This is a genomic window from Peptoniphilus stercorisuis, assembly GCF_017874395.1.
In the GTDB taxonomy this organism is placed as follows: Bacteria; Bacillota; Clostridia; order Tissierellales; family Peptoniphilaceae; genus Anaerosphaera; species Anaerosphaera stercorisuis.
Window position 1 is genome coordinate 23,863 of record NZ_JAGGLJ010000015.1, and the last position, 19,570, is coordinate 43,432.

Below are 19,570 nucleotides of genomic sequence, written 5' to 3' on the forward strand. Positions count from 1 at the left end.
GGTGCTTATGTATAAAATACTTTTAATAGAAGATGATTTAAGTCTTTCTAAAAATATTTCCATTAATATTAAAAAATGGGATTATGAAATTAAAACTATTGAAAACTTTCAAAATATTTTAGAAGAATTTATTGAATATAAACCAGATCTTGTTCTTTTAGATATTACATTACCATACTTTGATGGATTTTATTGGTGCAAAAAAATCAGAGATATATCTAAGGTTCCAATAATATTTTTATCTTCTCGTGATTCTAATATGGATATTATTATGGCTGTTAATATGGGAGCAGATGATTTTATTAAAAAGCCCTTCTCTACAGAGATCCTTCTTGCTAAAATCCAAGCTATTTTAAGAAGAGCTTATAGTTATTCTGATGAATTATCAGATATTATTGAAGTGAATTCTGCAATACTTAATATATCTGATAGTACTATTACCTATGGAAATAACTCTAAAGAACTTACGAAAAATGAGTTTAAGATACTGCAGATTTTAATGAAAAATAATGGTCATATTGTTTCTCGTGACAATCTAATGAGATTTCTATGGGATAGCGAATATTATATTAGCGAAAATACTTTAACTGTTAATATTAATAGACTTAGAAAAAGCTTAGAAGATATTGGCCTTATTGATTTTATCATTACTAAAAAATCTCAAGGATATATGATAAAATGACTTTTTTTAAATACATTAAAGAAAATTTAGTAAAATTCATTTATATTATTTCAATATTTATAGTAATTAATTTAATTATTTATTTAACTAATGATATTTTTATAGAAAATGAAGATTTATTATATCTAAATATTTTACTTCTTACTATTACTATCTTATTTATTTTATATGAGTATTTTACTTGGAAAAAAGATTTTTCAAAAATTTATAAAGCTACTTTAAATGAGTCTGATTTAAATAATATTAATATTAATGAAAATAAAATAGCTACAAAAATAATTAATGATATTATTAATATTAAAAATTATGAAAGAGTTCAGGATATAGAAATCATAAGAAGGGATTTAAATGATTTAAATGATTTTATTACTTTGTGGATCCATGAAATAAAACTTCCAATATCTGTTCTTGAATTAATAACTGATCAAATTGATGATCTTGAAGAATACAATATTTCAAAAAATTTGAGAATTGAAATTGAAAGAATGAATTTTTTAATTAATCAAGTTCTATACACCAGTAGGATTACTGATTTTTCAAAGGATTTATATATTACTGAAGTTGATTTAAATAATCTTGTTAGCTCTGTAATAAAAGAAAATAAAAATATTTTAATTTCTAAAAATATTAATTTAGATATAGATAAAACAAATTCTACAATTTATACTGACAAAAAATGGGCCTATTTTGTAATAAATCAAATACTAAATAATAGCGCTAAATATACAAAGGATTTTGGAAATATTAATATCACTTTTGAAGAAGATAGTAATAAAATATATTTAATCATAAAAGATGATGGGATTGGTATTTCAAAGTCTGATATTAATAGAATTTATGATAATGGATTTACTGGCAAAAGTGGAGTTCATTTTCAAAAATCAACAGGTATGGGACTTTATTTATCTAAAAAAGTAAGTGAAAAATTAAATTTTACTATTAATGCAAAATCTAAGGAAAATCTATATACAGAATTTACTATTTCCTTTAATAAAATGAATCCTTATTTCAATGTTACAAAAATGTAAGATTAAAGTCTTAAACGTAATATATATGGATTTTATAGATAGTTTTTTTTAGATAAGCTATTTATAGAAATTAAGGAGGAAATTATGGATATAGTTTTAGAAACAAAAAATATAAGAAAAGAATATGGTAGTAGAGGTAATTCATTTATCGCTATTGACAATTTAAATTTAGAAGTAAAACGTGGAGATTTTTTAGGAATTATGGGACCTTCTGGAGCTGGCAAGACAACTCTTTTAAATATATTATCAACTATTGATAAGCCTAGTTCTGGAGAAGTATTATATAATGACAAAAATATTGTGAATATGAAAAATAAAGATTTATCTTTATTTAGACGTGATAATGTAGGATTTATATTTCAAGATTTTAATCTAATTGATTCAATGACCATTGAAGACAATATTGCTCTTCCACTGTCTCTATCTAATGTAGATACGAAAACAATAATCAATAAGACTAAGGAATTAAGTATATTTCTTGGAATAGAAACTCAGCTTAAAAAATATCCCTATGAACTTTCAGGAGGTCAAAAGCAAAGAGTCGCAGCTGCAAGAGCTATGATTACAAATCCAACTATTGTCTTTGCAGACGAACCTACTGGAGCCTTAGATTCTAAATCTTCTCAAGAACTTTTAGAATATTTAATTAAAATGAATAGAGAACTTAATACAACTATTATTATGGTAACTCATGATGCCTTTGCTGCAAGTTATTGCGAAAAAATTCTATTTTTAAAAGATGGTAAAATCCATGCAAGACTTGATAAAGACAATAATAGAAAAGAATTTTTCAATAGAATAATTGATTTACTTGCAAATATAGGAGGAGGAAATAATGAACTCCTTTAAAATTGCTAAGATGAATTTTAAAAATAATATTAGAACTTATCTTCTATATATTATAGCAATGGTTTTTGCTGTATCTAGTTATTATAATTTTTGGAATCTATCTTTAAATCCACAAGTAAATGCATCTAAAGAAATATCAATGTATATAAATGCAACAAATGGAATTACAATATTTTTTATGATAATATTTTTAATATTTTTCATAATGTACTCATCAAACTTCTTTTTAAATGAAAGAAAAAAGGAAATAGGTTTATATTCTCTTATGGGAATAGACAATAATAAACTTGCTTTTATCTTCGCTTCTGAAGGACTTTTTCTTGGAGCTATTTCCATATTAGTTGGGCTATTTGTAGGAATACTTTTTAGTAAATTATTTATGATGATACTTGCTAAAGTTGCTATATTAAATATAGTATTTAAATTTAATATTTCTTTAAAGGCTATATTAATTACTTCTGCAACTTTTATTGTAATTTTTCTAGTATCTTTTATTATAGGCTATATTAAAATCATTAGAATGAATTTAATAGATTTAATCCACTCTGGTAAGACTGATGAAAAAGCACCAAAAGTAAAATATTTTTCAGGACTTATTTCTATAATAATTTTAATAATTGCATATATTATTGCGGTTTCTTATAAAAAGATAGGTTTTGGAACTAGTTTATATTCAGCTGTAATTCTTGTAATAATTGGAACTACATTATTTTTTAGATCATTTTTTACTATATTTATAAGTAGATTAATAAAAAATAAACATTTTCTATATAAGGGCACAAATATAGTAAGTTATTCTAATATATTTTTTAGAATACAAGATAATTATAAAACTCTTGCTGCAGTTTGCGTACTTGTCACTGCAACTATTACATCACTTGCTACAGTTGCATCGGTAAAATACTATGTAGAAAAAAACTATGAAATAGACTCCCCTTTTACTATCTCTTATATATCAAAGGATGAAAAAGAAATAGAAAAAGTAAATAATCTACTTCATAGTGAAAATGTAATTCCAAAATTAAATACAAATTATAAATATATAGAATCTAATTCTTATGCTGTAATAAACAGATCTACTTTTAGCAAAATTTTAAATGATTTAGATTATAAAAATAAAGATAAAATTTTAAATAAATATAATATAGATAATAAATCTTTATTATATATAGAAGCTCCTGGAACTATGGGCTCTCTTTTAAATCATAAAAGTATTAGTCTTTCTGATAAAAACTATGATATTTTAAATATTGTTCGTGTTCCAACTTTTGGTAAACTTATATCAAAAGCAACTATTGTTATAGATGATGATGAATATAATAATTTTAAAAATATTGAAAAAGAAAATCAATTTAATGGGATTTTATTAGAAGCAAAAAACTCTAAAGAGAAAATGAAAGAAATAAACATAAATATAGATACTAATAGTAATGTAGAAATAATTCTTACTACAAAACTTATGTCTATACTAAAAGAACCTAAGGATTTATATACTTCTGTAATGACTGATTTGTCTAGTTATAATGTGGCTGGAGTAGTATTCTTTTTAGGATCTTTCATGGCTTTTGTATTTATGTTTGCAACAGGAAGTATTTTATACTTTAAAATAGTTGGCGAAGCACTAAAAGAAAAAAATAGATTTACAATTATTAAAAATATTGGTACTACAAAAGAAGAAATAGAAAAATCTATAAAAGATCAAGTAAAAATATATTATATTTCGCCCTATATTTTAGGAATTATCCATAGCTCTTTTGCCATATATGTATTGAGTATGCTTATGACATTTCCGCTATATATTCCTATGGTTGGAAGCATTGTTATATTGGGACTTGTTTTATATGTATTTTATAGATTTACTATTAAAAAATATATTGAAACTGTTCTAAATTAAAAAACCTAAGACTTAAGTCTTAGGTTTTTTATATGTCTATTTTTATGTCTATTACATAGGGAATTTACTAGCAAATCCCATAAATCCTGTAATAATAATTGCATTTGTAAAGTTACTAAATAATCCACCTATTATAGGAACAATAAAGAATGCAAGTTTTGAATATGAATATTTATTACAAACAGCTTTCATATTTGCCATTGATACTGGAACTGCTCCCATACCAAATCCAACATGTCCTGCTGCAATAACTGCTGCATCATAATCTCTTCCCATTAAATTAAATGTAATATATTTTGCAAATATAAACATTAATACTACTTGTCCTATTAATAATACTACAAGTGGTAATGCAAGAGATGCAAGATCTAATAAATTCATTGACATAATTGCCATAGTTACAAATAGTGAAAGTGAAACATCACCCATTACATCTATTTCTGGTTGAGGAATAGCTTCTTCTTTCTTTGAAATCTTAGGTACAAGGTTTGTAAGAATACAACCACCTATCATTCCCATAACATGAACTGGTAATTTAATGCTTGGAATAATAATATCAAAGAAATCTTTAAAGTAAGCTCCTATTCCAAGTGCTATAAATACAAGAATTGTTGCATAAATAAATACATTATAACTTAATGGTCTTACTTCTTCTACAGTATTAGTATCTAATACTTCACTATTTTTCATACTTGGGTTCCAAAGATTTTTCTTCTTAATTAGACTATCTGCAATTGGTCCACCCATTAGACATCCTGCTACAAGTCCAAAAGTTGCTGCTGCAATTGCAACATTAGCTGCACTTGGATATCCAAGTTCTACTGCTTGAGGTCCAAAACTTGCTGCATTTCCATGACCACCTGTCATAGGAATTGAACCTGTCATTAAACCGATCATAGGGTTTATTCCAAGTGGGAATGAAAGTCCTATTGCTACAGCATTTTGTAAAAATGCCATTAAGGCTGCTAGTATTAAGAAAATAATAATTTTCTTTCCACCTTGTTTAAGTAATGCAAAGTTTGCTTGAAATCCAGCACATGTGAAAAATACATACATGAAAAAGTTTTGCATTGAATTATCAAATGTAAATTTAGCTACTCCCGCTACACTTAAAATTAAATTTAAAATTGCAAAAATAAGTCCACCTACTACAGCTGATGGTATGCAGTACTTTTTAAATACTGGAAACTTGTTTAACATAAATTCCCCTAACGCCATTAATATTACACAAATTAAAAGCGTCTTTGAAACGTCCATTGATATTTCCATATCTCTATACCTCCTCTATTAACACGCCTGATAATTATAGCACAGGTTTTTTATCTTTTATATAAGAAATGTTTAAAATTTCTACATCATTGTATCAATGCATACGATTAAATTATAGTATTCTTTTTAACCTTTCCTAATATTCTGAAAGCGATTTCCATATTGCAAATACTAGATATTTTTTTTGAACAATTTATGTATATTTGTTTAATATGTAATTATAGTTTTATACTATATATTATATTTGTATTAAGTATATTAAGGTTTGCTTATTTTATCCTCTCTTATTTCAATAAATGAAATATTGATTCCATAATATGAAATCTATTTTATTTATGTATTTTTCTTAATTTTGTTCATATTAAAAAAGAGACCTAATTTTCATTAGATCTCTTAAATATTTTTAATTATTTTTTATATTTATTCTGATATTTCTTTTGATTTTATTTCACTTAATAGTGATTCAATAAACTCTTCTGGAGATATATCTTTAATTTCTTCTCCATTTCTCTTTCTTACAGAAAGTTTTTTAGATGAAACTTCTTGTTCTCCAACTACAAGCATATAGTTGATTTTCTTAAGTTGAGCTTCTCTTATTTTGTATCCAACTTTTTCTGCTCTATCATCAAGTTTTACTCTTATTCCCTTTTCAGCAAATAAGTCTCTTAATTCTATTGCATAGTCATTAAACTTGTCAGATACTGGAATAATTTGAACTTGAACAGGTGCAAGCCATAGTGGGAATTTTCCTGCAAAATGCTCAATTAATACTCCCATAAATCTTTCTATTGAACCAAACATAGTTCTATGAAGCATAACAGGTCTTGCTTTTTCACCTTTTTCATTAACATAAGTTAAATCAAAGTTTTCAGGCATTTGGAAATCAAGTTGGATTGTACCACATTGCCAAGTTCTACCTATTGCATCTTCTAGATGGAAGTCGATTTTTGGTCCGTAGAAAGCTCCATCTCCTTCATTAATAACATATGGTAGTTCTCTTTCTTCTAAAACTTCTTTTAGATTTTGTTCTGCAAGATTCCAAGTTTCAATATCTCCCATAAAATCATCAGGTCTAGTTGAAAGCTCTAAGCTATATTTAAATCCAAAAGTACTATATAGATAATCTGCAAGATCAATCATTCTATATACTTCTTCTTTAATTTGAGAAGGAAGACAATATATATGAGCATCATCTTGAGTAAATGTTCTAACTCTAAATAGTCCATGAAGAGCTCCTGATAATTCATGTCTATGAACTTGACCGAACTCAGAAAGTCTTATTGGAAGATCTCTATATGAGTGAGGATTTGAAGAATATACTATTGTAGATCCAGGACAGTTCATTGGTTTTACTGCATAGTCTTCACCATCTATTTTTGTAAAGTACATATTTTCTTTATAATGAGCCCAGTGACCTGACTTATGCCATAACTCTTCATTTAAGATAATAGGAGTCATAATTTCTCCATATCCATTTTTTTCAAGAACATCTCTCCACCATGATAGAAGTTGATTTCTTAAAATCATTCCATTTGGATGGAAGAATGGAAATCCTGGTCCTTCTTCGTGAATACTAAATAAATCAAGTTCACGACCTAATTTTCTATGATCTCTTTTTTCTGCTTCTGCAAGTCTATCTAAATATTCATCTAATTGTTTTTTCTTTTCAAAGGAAATTCCATATATTCTTTGAAGCATTTTGTTGTTTTCATCACCTCTCCAATAAGCTCCTGCTATTGAAAGAAGTTTAAATGCTTTTATTTTTTTAATATTTTCAATATGTGGTCCTCTACAAAGATCTGCAAATTCTCCTATTTTATATAGAGTGATTAATTCATCTTCTGGAAGATCTTCAATAAGTTCCACTTTGTAGTCTTGATTTCTTTCTTTAAAGAATTCAATAGCTTCATCTCTTGAAACTTCAACTCTTACTACATCATGACCTTCTTTAACAATTCTTTTCATTTCCGCTTCAATTTTTTCTAAATCTTCAGGTACAAATCTATGATCTGTATCTATGTCATAGTAGAATCCATTGTCAATTGATGGTCCTATTGCAAATTTTGCATCTTCAAATAAGTTTTGAATAGCATATGCCATAACATGAGAAGTTGTATGCCAGAAAATTTTCTTTCCTTCTTTATCATCAAATTTTAAAACTTTAAATTCACAATCTTCATCTACAACATCTACCATTCCAAGAGTTTCTCCATTTACAACTGCTCCAAGCGCAACTCTTGCTAGTCCTTCAGAAATATCCATTGTAATTTCTTTTACGCTCTTTGGACTATCATAATTTCTTTCAGATCCATCTGGTAATCTAACTATCATAATTTGCCTCCTAATATTTTATAATAAAAAAAGGCCTACCATCCTAAAAGGACGATAGACCGTGGTTCCACCTTAATTAATACTCAATAGTTTTATCGCAACTAACGTTTTGTATTACCAAAAAACTCTAGGTCAGTTTTCAAATAATCTTATTTTAAGAACTTTCAGCCAAGGTTCTTTTCTCTTTTAAAATAGTTTTTATTCTACTCTTCCTATCAACGTTACTATATAAAAATTTAATATATACTATAGCACATATATTGTGCTTTTACAAATCTTTTTTATTTTTTCAAAGAAAGTATACTTCCATAGTCAATTATATCACTCTTTGATAAAAAATCATACTTTTCATTATTTTCTTCAAGAAACTCAATTATCTTATTATAAGAGCTGTGTTTTTCTAAACTTCCCGTAAAATACAAAGTATCATCTATAAGACCACTTGCTCCACCAATAAAACCATAATTAAATCCTGTAAGAATAATTTGTTTATGATCTATTAAAAGTATCTTTTCAAACTTTCTTACCTTTTCATATATATCCCGATCAGATGTAATTAAAACATTTTTTCCAATAGATATATTACATTTTGTATAACCCTGTCTTACATTTATTAGTTTATATCCATTTTTTGAATAATAATCAAGTAATTTTTCATCTGTGTATTTTAAGTTATGAATAAATAAATTCTTAAATACAGCAGCATTTAAACTAATGTCCTTGGGATATTTACAATCTAAACTAGAACTAGATTTTATAATATTATAATCATTAAATAAATTTTTATAATATTCATAATTATCTCTATCTACTACTAAATCTCCATTTGGTAAATTGTGAAGAAGTAAATCAGGATGCGCCTCTAAAGGCTCTAGTAAGTTTTTATTTGGTGTAGTTTTATAAATTTTAAAATTTAGATTTTCTAAAGATTTTTCTATTTCTCTATTAGTATTATAATTAATTAGAATTTCAGTCATTTTTACTCATCTCATACATACAAATAGATGCTGCCACATTTGCATTTAAAGAATTTATTTTAGAAGACATTGGTATTTTAATAAAATCATCTGAATAAGAAAAAACTTCTTCACTTACTCCATGAGCTTCATTTCCTATTGTCAAAACTAAAGATTCTGGAAAATCATATTCAAATATTGATGTGGACTTTTCAAGTGATGTTGAAATAATTTTAAATTTATCTTTTAATTGTAAAATTTCAGATTTTTCAGAAATAATATAAATTGGTAGTCTAAAAATAGAAGCCATAGTAGATCTTATTACTTTTGGATTATAGATATCTACTGTTTCTTTAGATAAAATAATTCCATTTATATTAAAAGCTTCAGCAGATCTTATAATTCCACCAAGATTTCCAGGATCTTTTAAATCATCTAAAAATAAATATCTTCCGCTTTTAAGACTATTTATACTCTCACTATGTAAAAATCTATAATAAGAAATTATTCCTTGCGAATGTTCTGTATCAGATAGAGAATTAAAAATCTTTTCACTAATAAATAGAACTTTTGAATTTTTTTCTTCTAATTTTTCTATAATATTTTTAATGTCTTCATTTTCCATAATTTTCGTTGAAATTACAGTATATAAAGGCATTGTCTCCTTAAGAGATTCTTCTATTACTTTAATCCCCTCAACTAAGAAAATACGCTCCTTTTGTCTTTGTTTTTTATTTAAAAAGCCCTTTAAATATTTATAGTTTTTATTATCAGTACTTTCAATAATCATATAATCACCAATTATTTTTATTTTTAAGTTCTTTTAACATTGCATGAACTAAATCACTATTTTTATCAAATTTAGTTAAACTATCTAGAAGATATTCTGTTACATCTTGAGTTGATTCTGAGCTCATTATTCTTCTAATAGTCCAAGCAAATTCTAATTCTTCCGTATTTAATAGATCTTCTTCTTTTCTTGTTCCACTCTTATAAATATCAATTGCAGGGAATATTCTTCTTTCAGATAATTTTCTATCTAAATGAACTTCCATATTTCCAGTTCCCTTAAACTCCTCAAAAATAACATCATCCATTCTTGAGCCTGTTTCTATTAAAGCTGTTGCAAGGATAGTTAAACTTCCTCCCTCTTCAATATTTCTAGCTGCTCCAAAAAATCTCTTTGGTTTATGAAGTGATAAAGGATCAAGTCCTCCTGATAGAGTCTTTCCAGATGAAGGCGTTATAAGGTTATATGCCCTTGTTAATCTTGTAAGAGAGTCTAGTAGTATAACTACGTCTTTTTTTTGCTCTACAAGTCTTTTGGCGCGTTCTATTACCATTTCTGCAACTCTTGTGTGGTTCTTTGGTTGTTCATCAAAAGTAGAATAGACTACATCACCGTGAACTGATCTTTTCATATCTGTTACTTCTTCTGGTCTTTCATCTATTAAAAGAACTATTAACTCTACTTCTGGATAGTTTTCAGAAATTGACTTTGCAATTTTTTTAAGAAGAGTAGTCTTTCCACTTTTTGGTTGAGAAACAATTAGTCCTCTTTGTCCCTTTCCAATTGGTGAAATTAAATCAATCATTCTAGTTGCAAAATCATTAGTATCTTTTTCTAAAATAAGTTTTTGTTTTGGATAAATTGGAGTTAAATTGTCAAAATATGGTCTTCTTATTGCATTATCTGGTGCCATTCCATTTACACTTTTAATATATAAAAGTCCATTATAGTTTTCTCCAGGATTTGAAGGTCTATTTACTCCAAGAACTTTATCTCCTGTTTTAAGTCTAAATCTTCTTATTTGAGATGGAGAAACATAAATATCTCCCTCTCCTGGTAGATAATTTTCAACTCTTAAAAATCCATATCCATCTTGATGCAAATCCAAAATTCCAGATACATAGTTTATATCTTCCATATTTTCTAAAACTTCAGTTGCATTATCTGATAAATCATTAATATTTACATCTTCACTAGGATTAATTTTTTCTTCCTCCACTTCATTTAACATTTCATCATAGGAAATATTTTCAGTATTATTTTCTAATATTTTTTCTATTAATTCACTTTTTTTATAGTCATAGGATTTTTTAATATTTAATATGTTTGCTATTTCACGCAGTTCAGAAATGTTTTTTTTATTTAAATTGAGTTCATTACTATTTTCATCTAAGTTTTCTTGAGTTTTTAATATTTCTTCAATTAATTCATTTTTCTTATATTTATAATTACTTTTTATATTTAAACTATCTGCTATATCTCTTAATTCTGACATAGTAAATTTTAAGAGTTCTTCTTCTGTATATGTACTTACAATTGGAACTACTCCATTTACTATATAATTATAATAATCGCCTCTATTAAGAGATGTGTGATCTTTTAGTCCCATAGAAAGAGCAATATTTTTCAAATCATTAATAGATTTAGAAATTAATACATCGCTATTTTCAATTTTAGGATTATTATCCTTATTATTCATAAATTACTCCTTAATAGTTAAATCAGATCTCCCTAGGGAGATCTGAACTATATTTTATTTTGCATATTCTGGTTTCATATCAAGTCTATGTGTACTATCAATAAATCTAACTGTAGCACTTGGAAGTCTTAAAACTAAAGTTTGTGTTGTAGCTTTATTATTTCCAATATATTTTACTCCATCAAGAATTTCTCCCTTTGAAACTCCTGTTGCTGAGAAAATTGCATCTTCTCCCTTTACAAGATCATCAATGTGATAAATTTTTTCTAAATCACTGTGGAAATTTTTACATCTTTGCATTTGGGCTTCATCTGTTGGATTAAGTCTTCCTTGGAAATCTCCACCTAAACACTTAAGCGCAGTAGCAGCAATAACTCCTTCTGGAGCTCCGCCAATTCCCATTACTAAATCTACTCCTGAATCTTCAAAGCAAGTTTCTATTGCTGTTACAATATCTCCATCAGAAATTCTTTTTATTCTTGCACCAATTGAAATGATTTCTTGAATCATTTTTTCATGTCTTGGTCTATCAAGAATTGCAACAGTAATATCATCTATATTTTTATCTAGAGCTTTAGCTACCCTTTTGATGTTTTCAGTTGGAGAGTCATCAAGATTTATACATCCCTTTGCTTTTGGTCCACAAGCAATTTTGTCCATATATACATCTGGAGCATTAAGAAGACATCCCTTTGGAGCAATTGCAACTACTGCTATTGCATTATTAGTTCCATTTGCAATAGATGTAGTTCCATCAAGTGGATCTACTGCAATATCAACTTTGTCAAATTCTTCTCCTTCTTTACCGATATGTTCTCCAATATATAGCATTGGAGCTTCATCGATTTCTCCTTCTCCAATTACTACCTCACCATCAATTTCAACAGTATCAAACATTCTTCTCATTGCATCTACTGCTGCTGCATCTGCTGCATTTTTATCTCCTTTTCCTAAGAATTTTCCTGAAGATAAAGCTGCTGCTTCTGTTACTCTTGCAAGGTTTAGTGCTAAATTTCTATCCATAGTTTAAAAATCTCCTTTTGTTTTTACACTTTTAAAATCACTTAAAAATGTTTCAATACCTGAATCTGTAAGTGGATGTTTTACCATTTGTTTAAATACTTTATAAGGTACAGTTGCTATATCTGCTCCTGATTTTGCACATTCTATAATATGAGTAGTATGTCTTACACTTGCAGCTATAATTTCTGTATCTATACCATATATATCAAAGATTTCACTTAAATCTTCAATTAAATCCATTCCATTTTGTCCAATATCATCAAGTCTTCCAATGAAAGGACTTACATAAGAAGCTCCTGCTGTTGCTGCTAAAAGAGCTTGATTTGCAGAAAATATTAATGTAACATTTGTTTTTATTCCCTCTTTTGAAAGAACATTAACAGCTTTTAGTCCATCTTCTGTCATTGGTATTTTAATAATAATATTTTTATGAATCTTAGCAAGTTCTCTTCCTTGTTCTACCATTTCTTCCCATTTAGTAGCAGTTACTTCTGCTGAAATAGGTCCATCAACAATTTTAGTAATTTCTAAAACAACATCTTCAAAAACTTTGCCTTCCTTAGCAATTAATGATGGATTTGTTGTAACACCAGAAAGAACTCCCCAAGAGTTAATTTCCTTAATTTCATCTACATTTGCAGTATCAATAAAAAATTTCATCTAATCAACCTTCCTATTTATTCTCAACTAATAAAACAACGCTTTGAGCAGATATTCCTTCACATCTTCCTACAAAACCTAGCTCTTCAGTTGTAGTTGCTTTAATAGATATATTGTCTATATCTGTATTTAATATACTTGCTATAGTATGTCTCATATCAAGTATATAAGGCGCAAGTTTTGGTTTTTGAGCTGCAATTGTGGCATCTACATTTCCAATCTTATAACCTTTTTCATTTATTATATCATAAACTTCTTTAAGTAGAATTTTTGAATCAATATTTTTATATTTCATATCAGTATCAGGAAATAATTTTCCAATATCTCCAAGAGCAAGTGCTCCTAGGATACTGTCCATAATTGCATGGATTAAAACATCTGCATCTGAATGACCTAAAAGTCCCTTATCATGTTCTATTTCAATGCCACCAATCATAAGTTTTCTTCCTTCTACTAATTTATGAACATCATAGCCTGTTCCTATTCTCATAATTACTCCTCTTCATGTAATTCATTGATTGCCTCTGCTATTATTAAATCTTCAGGCGTTGTTATTTTTATATTATTATAATCACTTAATATAAGTTTTACTTTAGAGCCTGTTTTTTCAACTAAAGAACAATCATCTGTACCATAATACCCCTCATCAAAAGCTTGTTTGTAGGCCTTTTTTATTACATCTATTAAAAATGCCTGAGGTGTTTGAACAGCCCATAAAACCGATCTATTTGGAGTGTAATCTACAACATCTCCATTAGATGAGATTTTAATCGTGTCTTTAACTGGATTTGCTAAAGTTGCAGCTCCAGTTAAAAATACTTTTTCTATAACCTCATTAATTTTCTCAACACTTACAAAAGGTCTTGCTCCATCATGAGTTATTACAATATTCGTCTCCTCTGGCATGTTTTTCAAACCATGAGCTATAGAATCTTGTCTTTCTTCTCCACCATATACAATTTTAAAGGGTTTTTTTAAACCATATTCATTTAAAATTTGCCCTACATAATTTATATCAGACTGTTTAATTAATATAATTATAAAATCTATATAATCACATTTTTCTATTTTATTTAAAGTATGTGCTAGTATAGGTTTGTCTTTTATAGTTAAAAACTGCTTATTAATAGCTTTTTTCATTCTTTTTCCCATACCAGCTGCTGCAACAATTGCTGTTACATAATTTGAATTATACATTTACTCACTCCATATTTCTTAGTGCATAATCTATTATATTAGCAGCTATTGGTGCTGCAACTTTTCCACCATAATCTTCTACATTTTGTATAACTACTGCAACACAAATTTGAGGATCATCTGCAGGAGCAAAACCTACAAACCATGCATCATTTGCCGCACTTTGAGAACTCTTCTGAGCTGTACCAGTTTTTCCTGCTACTTGTGCTCTTCTTATTCTTGCAGATTTTCCTGAACCTTTATTTACAACATTAACCATCATATCTTTAATTAAATTTGCATTTTGTTCATTCATTACATTTGATAATACCTCTGGTTCATGTGTAAGTACTGAAGTTCCATCATTTGAAACTACACTACTTACTATATATGGTTTCATCATATTTCCACCATTTGCAATAGTTGAAGCTACCATACACATTTGAAGTGGAGTTGCAAGTACATCTCCTTGTCCAATTCCAGCAGATGCAACTGCTTGTTTGTCCCAGTTTTTATATTCAAATTTTGATGGATTCATACTTAAATCAAAATCAAATTTTTTATTAAACATAAATTTCTCTGACATTTCCCCAAACTTATCTTTTCCAAGAGCCATTGCCTTATTTGCAAAATAAGTATTTACTGAAAATGTAAAAGCTTCATTTAAATCTACTTCTCCATAGACTTTTTGACCTGAGTTTCTAATAGGATGTCCTCCTGATGCTTCCTCTCCTGTATCTTTATAATTTTGATTTATATCATTTTCAAGAATTCCAGCAGCTGTAACTATTTTAAAAGTTGAACCTGGTGGAAATAAAGACTGTGTAGCTCTATTATAAAATGCAGCCTTATTTTGTTCTACAATTGCAGCTTGATCCTTATCAACTGTTTGAGAGTTAAAATCTGGATAAGATACAAGAGATAAAATTTCACCTGTTTTAGGATTCATAGTTACTATTGCACCTGATTCACCACTTTTATCAAGTAAATCTCTTGATCTTTGTTGAAGCCCTGTATGCGTAGTTAAAACTACATTATCTCCTGCTTTAGGATCAAGTTTTTTATTAAAAAATGATTTTAGTGATTTTAATGTTTGACTGCCTTCTTCACCTAATAAATATTTATTGTATTTTGATTCTATTCCTGCTTTTCCTGTTACTTTATTTGAATATCCAACTACATGAGAATAAATAATTGGATAAGTATAATGTCTTTCATACTTGTATTGCTCCCCATCAGAATAAGCAAGTACATCTCCATTTCTATCTAAAATAGTTCCTCTTTTTATTGCAGCTTCTTCTAAAAAATCCCTTCGATTTGCAGGATGATCTTTAATATCAGCTGATAAAAAAATCGTAAAATAACTTAAATAAAAAATTAAAGACATAAAAAGTAATATGAGAAAAACTAATAAAACTAAAATTTTTCTATTTTCTTTAAAATTCATACCCTACCTCATTCATACTTATATGACATATCTTCACTTGCAACTTGTAAAACTCCAAGAGCCATAAAACTTGAAAGCATTGAAGATCCACCATAAGAAACAAAGGGAAGTGTAATTCCCGTCATAGGGATTACTTTTATAACTCCTCCAATATTTAAGAAAGCTTGCACTGTAAATAAAATACCAACAGATAAAGCAAGTATTCTATAAAATTTATATTCTTGTCCTAATGCTATTTTAAAAGCTCTATAAGTTAAAAGCATATATAGCATAATTATTCCAATTCCTGCAAATATTCCCATCTCTTCACATATTACAGGAAATATTAAATCAGAATATCCTACTGGTATTAACTTAGGATAACCACGACCTATTCCTGTACCAAAAAATCCACCTTCACTAATTGCAAAAAGAGACTGAACTATTTGTCTACTTTTATCATAAATATTATCTTCTCTCCAAGGATGAAGCCATATATCAACTCTTACTCTAACATGGGCAAAAAGAAGATATCCAACTACTGCTCCTATTATCATCAATAGTATATTTATAAATAAACTTTTTCTATTTTCATCATATACAAATTGAATTCCTGTATATAAAGCTAAAAATATTGCAGCTGTTCCTAAATCCTTTTGTAAAAATAGCATTCCTATAAAAACATACATAATAGCCATTAAAACATAGGATTTATAAGAAAAGTTTTTGTCTAATTTATTATATTGAAAATCTGTATAAAAAGATCCAACTAAAAACATAACTAAGATTTTTCCAAACTCTGCTGGTTGAATAGAAAAAGAGCTTGATAAAACTATCCAGTTTTTTGCTCCTCCAATTTCTTTACCAAAAATAAATGTAGCTAAAAATAAAAATAATAATGCTACACAATATAAAATTGTTTTTTTCTCTAATTTTCTAAATGCCCTTACAGCAAAATAAGTTATATAAAACATCAATATTCCAACTAAAGACCATACAAGTTGTTTAAGTCCTAAATCTGGATTTATTCTATAAATAGTTATAATTCCTATTGTAAGAAGCATTGAAACAATTAAAAATATATAATTGTCTCCAGAAGATACTTTTCCAAGTATGAAATTAGAAATATAAATTATCGATATAAGCCCAATAAATAACATTGCAATATATTTATCAAATCCGTTATTGTTATAAAAAAACAAAAGTGTTATTGCAAGTATTTCAAAGATTAAAAGTAAATCTCTTGGACGTCTTGTCTTTAATAGTGCTTGTATCATGTTACCCCCTATTATCAACAAAGATAAATTGTATTAGACCTACGCCTATTTTGTCGCCATTTCTAAGTTCTATTATGTCCTCTACTCTTTCACCATTTAAATAAGTACCATTGGCAGAATCCAAATCCTCAAGAAAGAAAGAGCCCTTTTCTTCTATAATATTTAATTGATTTTTACTTACAAATTTATCCTTAATTACAATGTCACTTTTACTTGATCTACCAATACTGATAGTTCCTTTAAGTATATAATATTCTTGCATTTTAAAATTTAAAGAATCCAGTCTATTTACAACCTTTAAATAAGCTGTATCTAAAGATGATCCCTTTTTATTAATTGATTTAATATCTAAGTACATAAGTCTTATAATACTAAATATAAATAAGTATATTATAAGTATAAATACATACTTTAGAACTTGTGAAATTATTTCAAACACATCTGCACCTCACTAAATTATTCATTAGTATAATATCACAAATCGCCATTAAGTTAAATAATTAAGCACAATCAAATGTTATGAATAGTTTAAGAAACTCATAATTTTATGTTAAAATAATTATGGTGATAAAATTGATTATTAATAAAATTAAATATATAAAAAGAGAAAAAATATATATTATATACACTGACGATGTTGAATTTAATGTATTAGAAGATACTTTAGTAAGGTATAATCTATATAAAGGCAAAGAAATTGATATAGAAGATATAAATAATATTATTTTAGAAAATAAAAGATATGAAGCAAAAAAATTATCTATTAAATACCTGTCTAATATGAAAAGTGAAAAACAAGTTAGAGATCATTTGAAAAATAATAATATTGAGCAAGACATAATTGATGATACGATATTTTACTTAAATGAAGAAAAATTTTTAGATGATTATGAATATGCAAGTCTCTTTTCAAGAGATAAGCTAAAACTAAATAAATATGGAAAAAATAAAATTAGATTAAGTCTAAAATCAAAGGGAATTGATAATAATATAATTGACGAAGTACTTCTTGATATTCCCGAAGATATTGAATACGAAAACTTATTAAATGCTGCAAGAAAAAAAATAAAATCTTTAAATAATGACGAAAAATCCTACGAAAAATTAGTAAGACATTTAATTTATAAGGGCTATAATTACGATCTAATTAAAAAAGCTATTTCTGAAATAAAGGATGAATATTAATGCATTATGTATATATATTAAAATGTTCAGATGATACTTTATATACTGGATATACTAATGATTTAGAGAAAAGAATCAAAACTCACAATGCAAAAAAAGGTGCAAAATACACAAGAGGAAGAACACCTGTAGAACTTTTATATTTTGAAGAATTTGAAGACAAATCCTCTGCTCTTAAAAGAGAAATTGCAATAAAAAAGCTAAGTCGTGAAAAAAAATTAAAACTTTGTACTATTTAGGAGTATATTATGTTTAAAAATATTAAAGAAAAAACAAATTCCATAAAAGCTGATTTAACTGTTTTTGATAATTTACAAAAAGAATTTAACAAACAATTTATAGATCAAGATGATGCTAATTTTTACTTTCCTGAAGAAATCTATGGACTTCTTCAAGAAAATAAAGATATTTTATATTTTTCAGAAAATAAAAGGCTAACATCTGCTATTACGAATGATTACTTTCAAATGGATTTTTTAGTACTTGAAATACAAAGACTTTTTGAAAAAATAACTAGCAAGTCCTTTAGAAGTTCAACACTTCATCAAAATCATTTCTATATAAAAAATAATTACAGAAAGAGACTACAAAGTATTTTATACTCAGAAGATACTTTTAGAGATATAAGATATTCTATTCAACTTTCTAATTTAAAAGACAAACTTGATATTTCTACAGAAAATCTTAGAAATGTAATAAAAAATCATATATTAAATAATACTTTAGATGATAATCTAGTAACTCCATTAAAAGATGATAAATTATACATATTATATTTTAATGAAACTATTGAAATTTACAAAAAAATAAAAGAATTATTAGAAAAAATTATAGACAATAAAAATTTAAAAAAGAAAGAATTTAAAAGTTTAATACTTGCTATTTTCTCTCTTTCTATCCCAATTATATTATTCTTACCTGATTATATGAATTATAAAGAAATTGAAGATAATCTTACATATACTCTATCCTATAAAGAAAATTTGATTTATGACTCACTAAAACGAAATACAGATTTAAACGAATTTTCAACAATTTTAAACCATGGATATGATAATTCTAACCTTTCAAAAGAGGATATTAAAATACTAAAAAAACAAGAAGATATAATTAATACTAAAAATGAAAGAAAATATAAAAGAACTTATTTCATAAAAGTTACTTTTACAATCTTTGCAATAATTAGTTTTTTACTTATTATTTTATTTTTTTAAAATTAAAAAAGAGCTATATGATTATAATACCTCTAGAGTACACACTAAATAAAAAGTATAATATACTTAATTTAGAAAACTTTGGAGGTGTTATTTTTTTATGGGAAAACA

At 26.7% G+C, this 19,570-nt stretch carries 19 protein-coding genes; 7 read left to right on the top strand and 12 right to left on the bottom strand.

Annotated elements, in window-relative coordinates:
- Window positions 1–7 precede the first annotated feature (7 nt).
- From J2Z71_RS07325 to J2Z71_RS07340, 4 genes are all read left to right on the top strand, one after another.
- Entirely contained in the window at window positions 8–682 is a 675-nt protein-coding gene (locus J2Z71_RS07325; protein WP_210061647.1) for a response regulator transcription factor, read from the top strand.
- Entirely contained in the window at window positions 679–1,710 is a 1,032-nt protein-coding gene (locus tag J2Z71_RS07330; RefSeq protein WP_210061648.1) for a sensor histidine kinase, read from the top strand. The genes J2Z71_RS07325 and J2Z71_RS07330 overlap by 4 nt, the downstream gene beginning before the upstream one ends.
- Before the next feature lie 84 nt (window positions 1,711–1,794).
- A complete protein-coding gene (locus J2Z71_RS07335) occupies window positions 1,795–2,559 on the top strand; it encodes an ABC transporter ATP-binding protein (protein ID WP_210061649.1) in 765 nt (254 codons plus the stop codon).
- Entirely contained in the window at window positions 2,546–4,453 is a 1,908-nt protein-coding gene (locus J2Z71_RS07340) for an FtsX-like permease family protein (protein ID WP_210061650.1), read from the top strand. Before J2Z71_RS07335 ends, J2Z71_RS07340 begins: the two co-directional genes overlap by 14 nt.
- A 51-nt stretch (window positions 4,454–4,504) precedes the next feature.
- On the opposite strand, the gene gltS is transcribed toward J2Z71_RS07340, so the two are convergent.
- From gltS to J2Z71_RS07400, 12 genes are all read right to left on the bottom strand, one after another.
- Complete coding sequence (gene gltS / locus J2Z71_RS07345; RefSeq protein WP_210061653.1) at window positions 4,505–5,722, bottom strand: sodium/glutamate symporter; 1,218 nt, start codon at window positions 5,720–5,722, stop codon at window positions 4,505–4,507.
- 420 nt (window positions 5,723–6,142) lie between these two features.
- Window positions 6,143–8,053, bottom strand: coding sequence for a threonine--tRNA ligase (gene thrS, locus J2Z71_RS07350; protein WP_210061660.1), 1,911 nt, complete (start codon window positions 8,051–8,053; stop codon window positions 6,143–6,145).
- 281 nt (window positions 8,054–8,334) lie between these two features.
- Complete coding sequence (locus tag J2Z71_RS07355) at window positions 8,335–9,030, bottom strand: DUF6873 family GME fold protein (protein WP_210061662.1); 696 nt, start codon at window positions 9,028–9,030, stop codon at window positions 8,335–8,337.
- Window positions 9,023–9,799: a TrmH family RNA methyltransferase gene (locus tag J2Z71_RS07360; protein WP_245311206.1), complete on the bottom strand. Its 777-nt coding sequence runs from the start codon at window positions 9,797–9,799 to the stop codon at window positions 9,023–9,025. The genes J2Z71_RS07355 and J2Z71_RS07360 overlap by 8 nt, the downstream gene beginning before the upstream one ends.
- A gap of 4 nt (window positions 9,800–9,803) precedes the next feature.
- Window positions 9,804–11,498, bottom strand: a complete 1,695-nt coding sequence (rho, locus tag J2Z71_RS07365; RefSeq protein WP_210061663.1) for a transcription termination factor Rho — start codon at window positions 11,496–11,498, stop codon at window positions 9,804–9,806.
- Window positions 11,499–11,552: 54 nt separating this feature from the next.
- The gene (gene glpX / locus J2Z71_RS07370) at window positions 11,553–12,521 is read right to left on the bottom strand and encodes a class II fructose-bisphosphatase (RefSeq protein WP_210061670.1); all 969 of its coding nucleotides are present in this window, start codon (window positions 12,519–12,521) and stop codon (window positions 11,553–11,555) included.
- A gap of 3 nt (window positions 12,522–12,524) precedes the next feature.
- Window positions 12,525–13,181, bottom strand: coding sequence for a fructose-6-phosphate aldolase (gene fsa / locus J2Z71_RS07375; protein ID WP_210061671.1), 657 nt, complete (start codon window positions 13,179–13,181; stop codon window positions 12,525–12,527).
- A 13-nt stretch (window positions 13,182–13,194) separates the two neighbouring features.
- Window positions 13,195–13,671: a 2-C-methyl-D-erythritol 2,4-cyclodiphosphate synthase gene (gene ispF / locus J2Z71_RS07380; protein ID WP_245311207.1), complete on the bottom strand. Its 477-nt coding sequence runs from the start codon at window positions 13,669–13,671 to the stop codon at window positions 13,195–13,197.
- A 2-nt stretch (window positions 13,672–13,673) separates the two neighbouring features.
- Window positions 13,674–14,378, bottom strand: a complete 705-nt coding sequence (gene ispD / locus J2Z71_RS07385) for a 2-C-methyl-D-erythritol 4-phosphate cytidylyltransferase (RefSeq protein WP_210061673.1) — start codon at window positions 14,376–14,378, stop codon at window positions 13,674–13,676.
- A 4-nt stretch (window positions 14,379–14,382) separates the two neighbouring features.
- Window positions 14,383–15,804, bottom strand: a complete 1,422-nt coding sequence (locus tag J2Z71_RS07390) for a peptidoglycan D,D-transpeptidase FtsI family protein (protein WP_210061674.1) — start codon at window positions 15,802–15,804, stop codon at window positions 14,383–14,385.
- A gap of 8 nt (window positions 15,805–15,812) precedes the next feature.
- Window positions 15,813–17,060, bottom strand: coding sequence for an FtsW/RodA/SpoVE family cell cycle protein (locus tag J2Z71_RS07395; RefSeq protein ID WP_210061676.1), 1,248 nt, complete (start codon window positions 17,058–17,060; stop codon window positions 15,813–15,815).
- 1 nt (window position 17,061) lies between these two features.
- Window positions 17,062–17,499 carry an FHA domain-containing protein gene (locus J2Z71_RS07400; RefSeq protein WP_210061678.1) on the bottom strand — a complete coding sequence of 146 codons (438 nt, stop codon included), beginning with the start codon at window positions 17,497–17,499 and terminating at the stop codon, window positions 17,062–17,064.
- Window positions 17,500–17,633: 134 nt separating this feature from the next.
- On the opposite strand from J2Z71_RS07400, the gene J2Z71_RS07405 reads away from it, so the two are divergent.
- The 3 genes from J2Z71_RS07405 to J2Z71_RS07415 are packed head-to-tail and all read left to right on the top strand — an operon-like array spanning window position 17,634 to window position 19,459.
- The gene (locus tag J2Z71_RS07405) at window positions 17,634–18,245 is read left to right on the top strand and encodes a regulatory protein RecX (protein WP_210061680.1); all 612 of its coding nucleotides are present in this window, start codon (window positions 17,634–17,636) and stop codon (window positions 18,243–18,245) included.
- On the top strand, window positions 18,245–18,484 hold the full coding sequence (locus tag J2Z71_RS07410; RefSeq protein ID WP_210061682.1) for a GIY-YIG nuclease family protein: 240 nt from the start codon (window positions 18,245–18,247) through the stop codon (window positions 18,482–18,484). The genes J2Z71_RS07405 and J2Z71_RS07410 overlap by 1 nt, the downstream gene beginning before the upstream one ends.
- 9 nt (window positions 18,485–18,493) lie before the next feature.
- Complete coding sequence (locus J2Z71_RS07415) at window positions 18,494–19,459, top strand: hypothetical protein (RefSeq protein WP_210061684.1); 966 nt, start codon at window positions 18,494–18,496, stop codon at window positions 19,457–19,459.
- The last annotated feature ends 111 nt before the right edge of the window (window positions 19,460–19,570 follow it).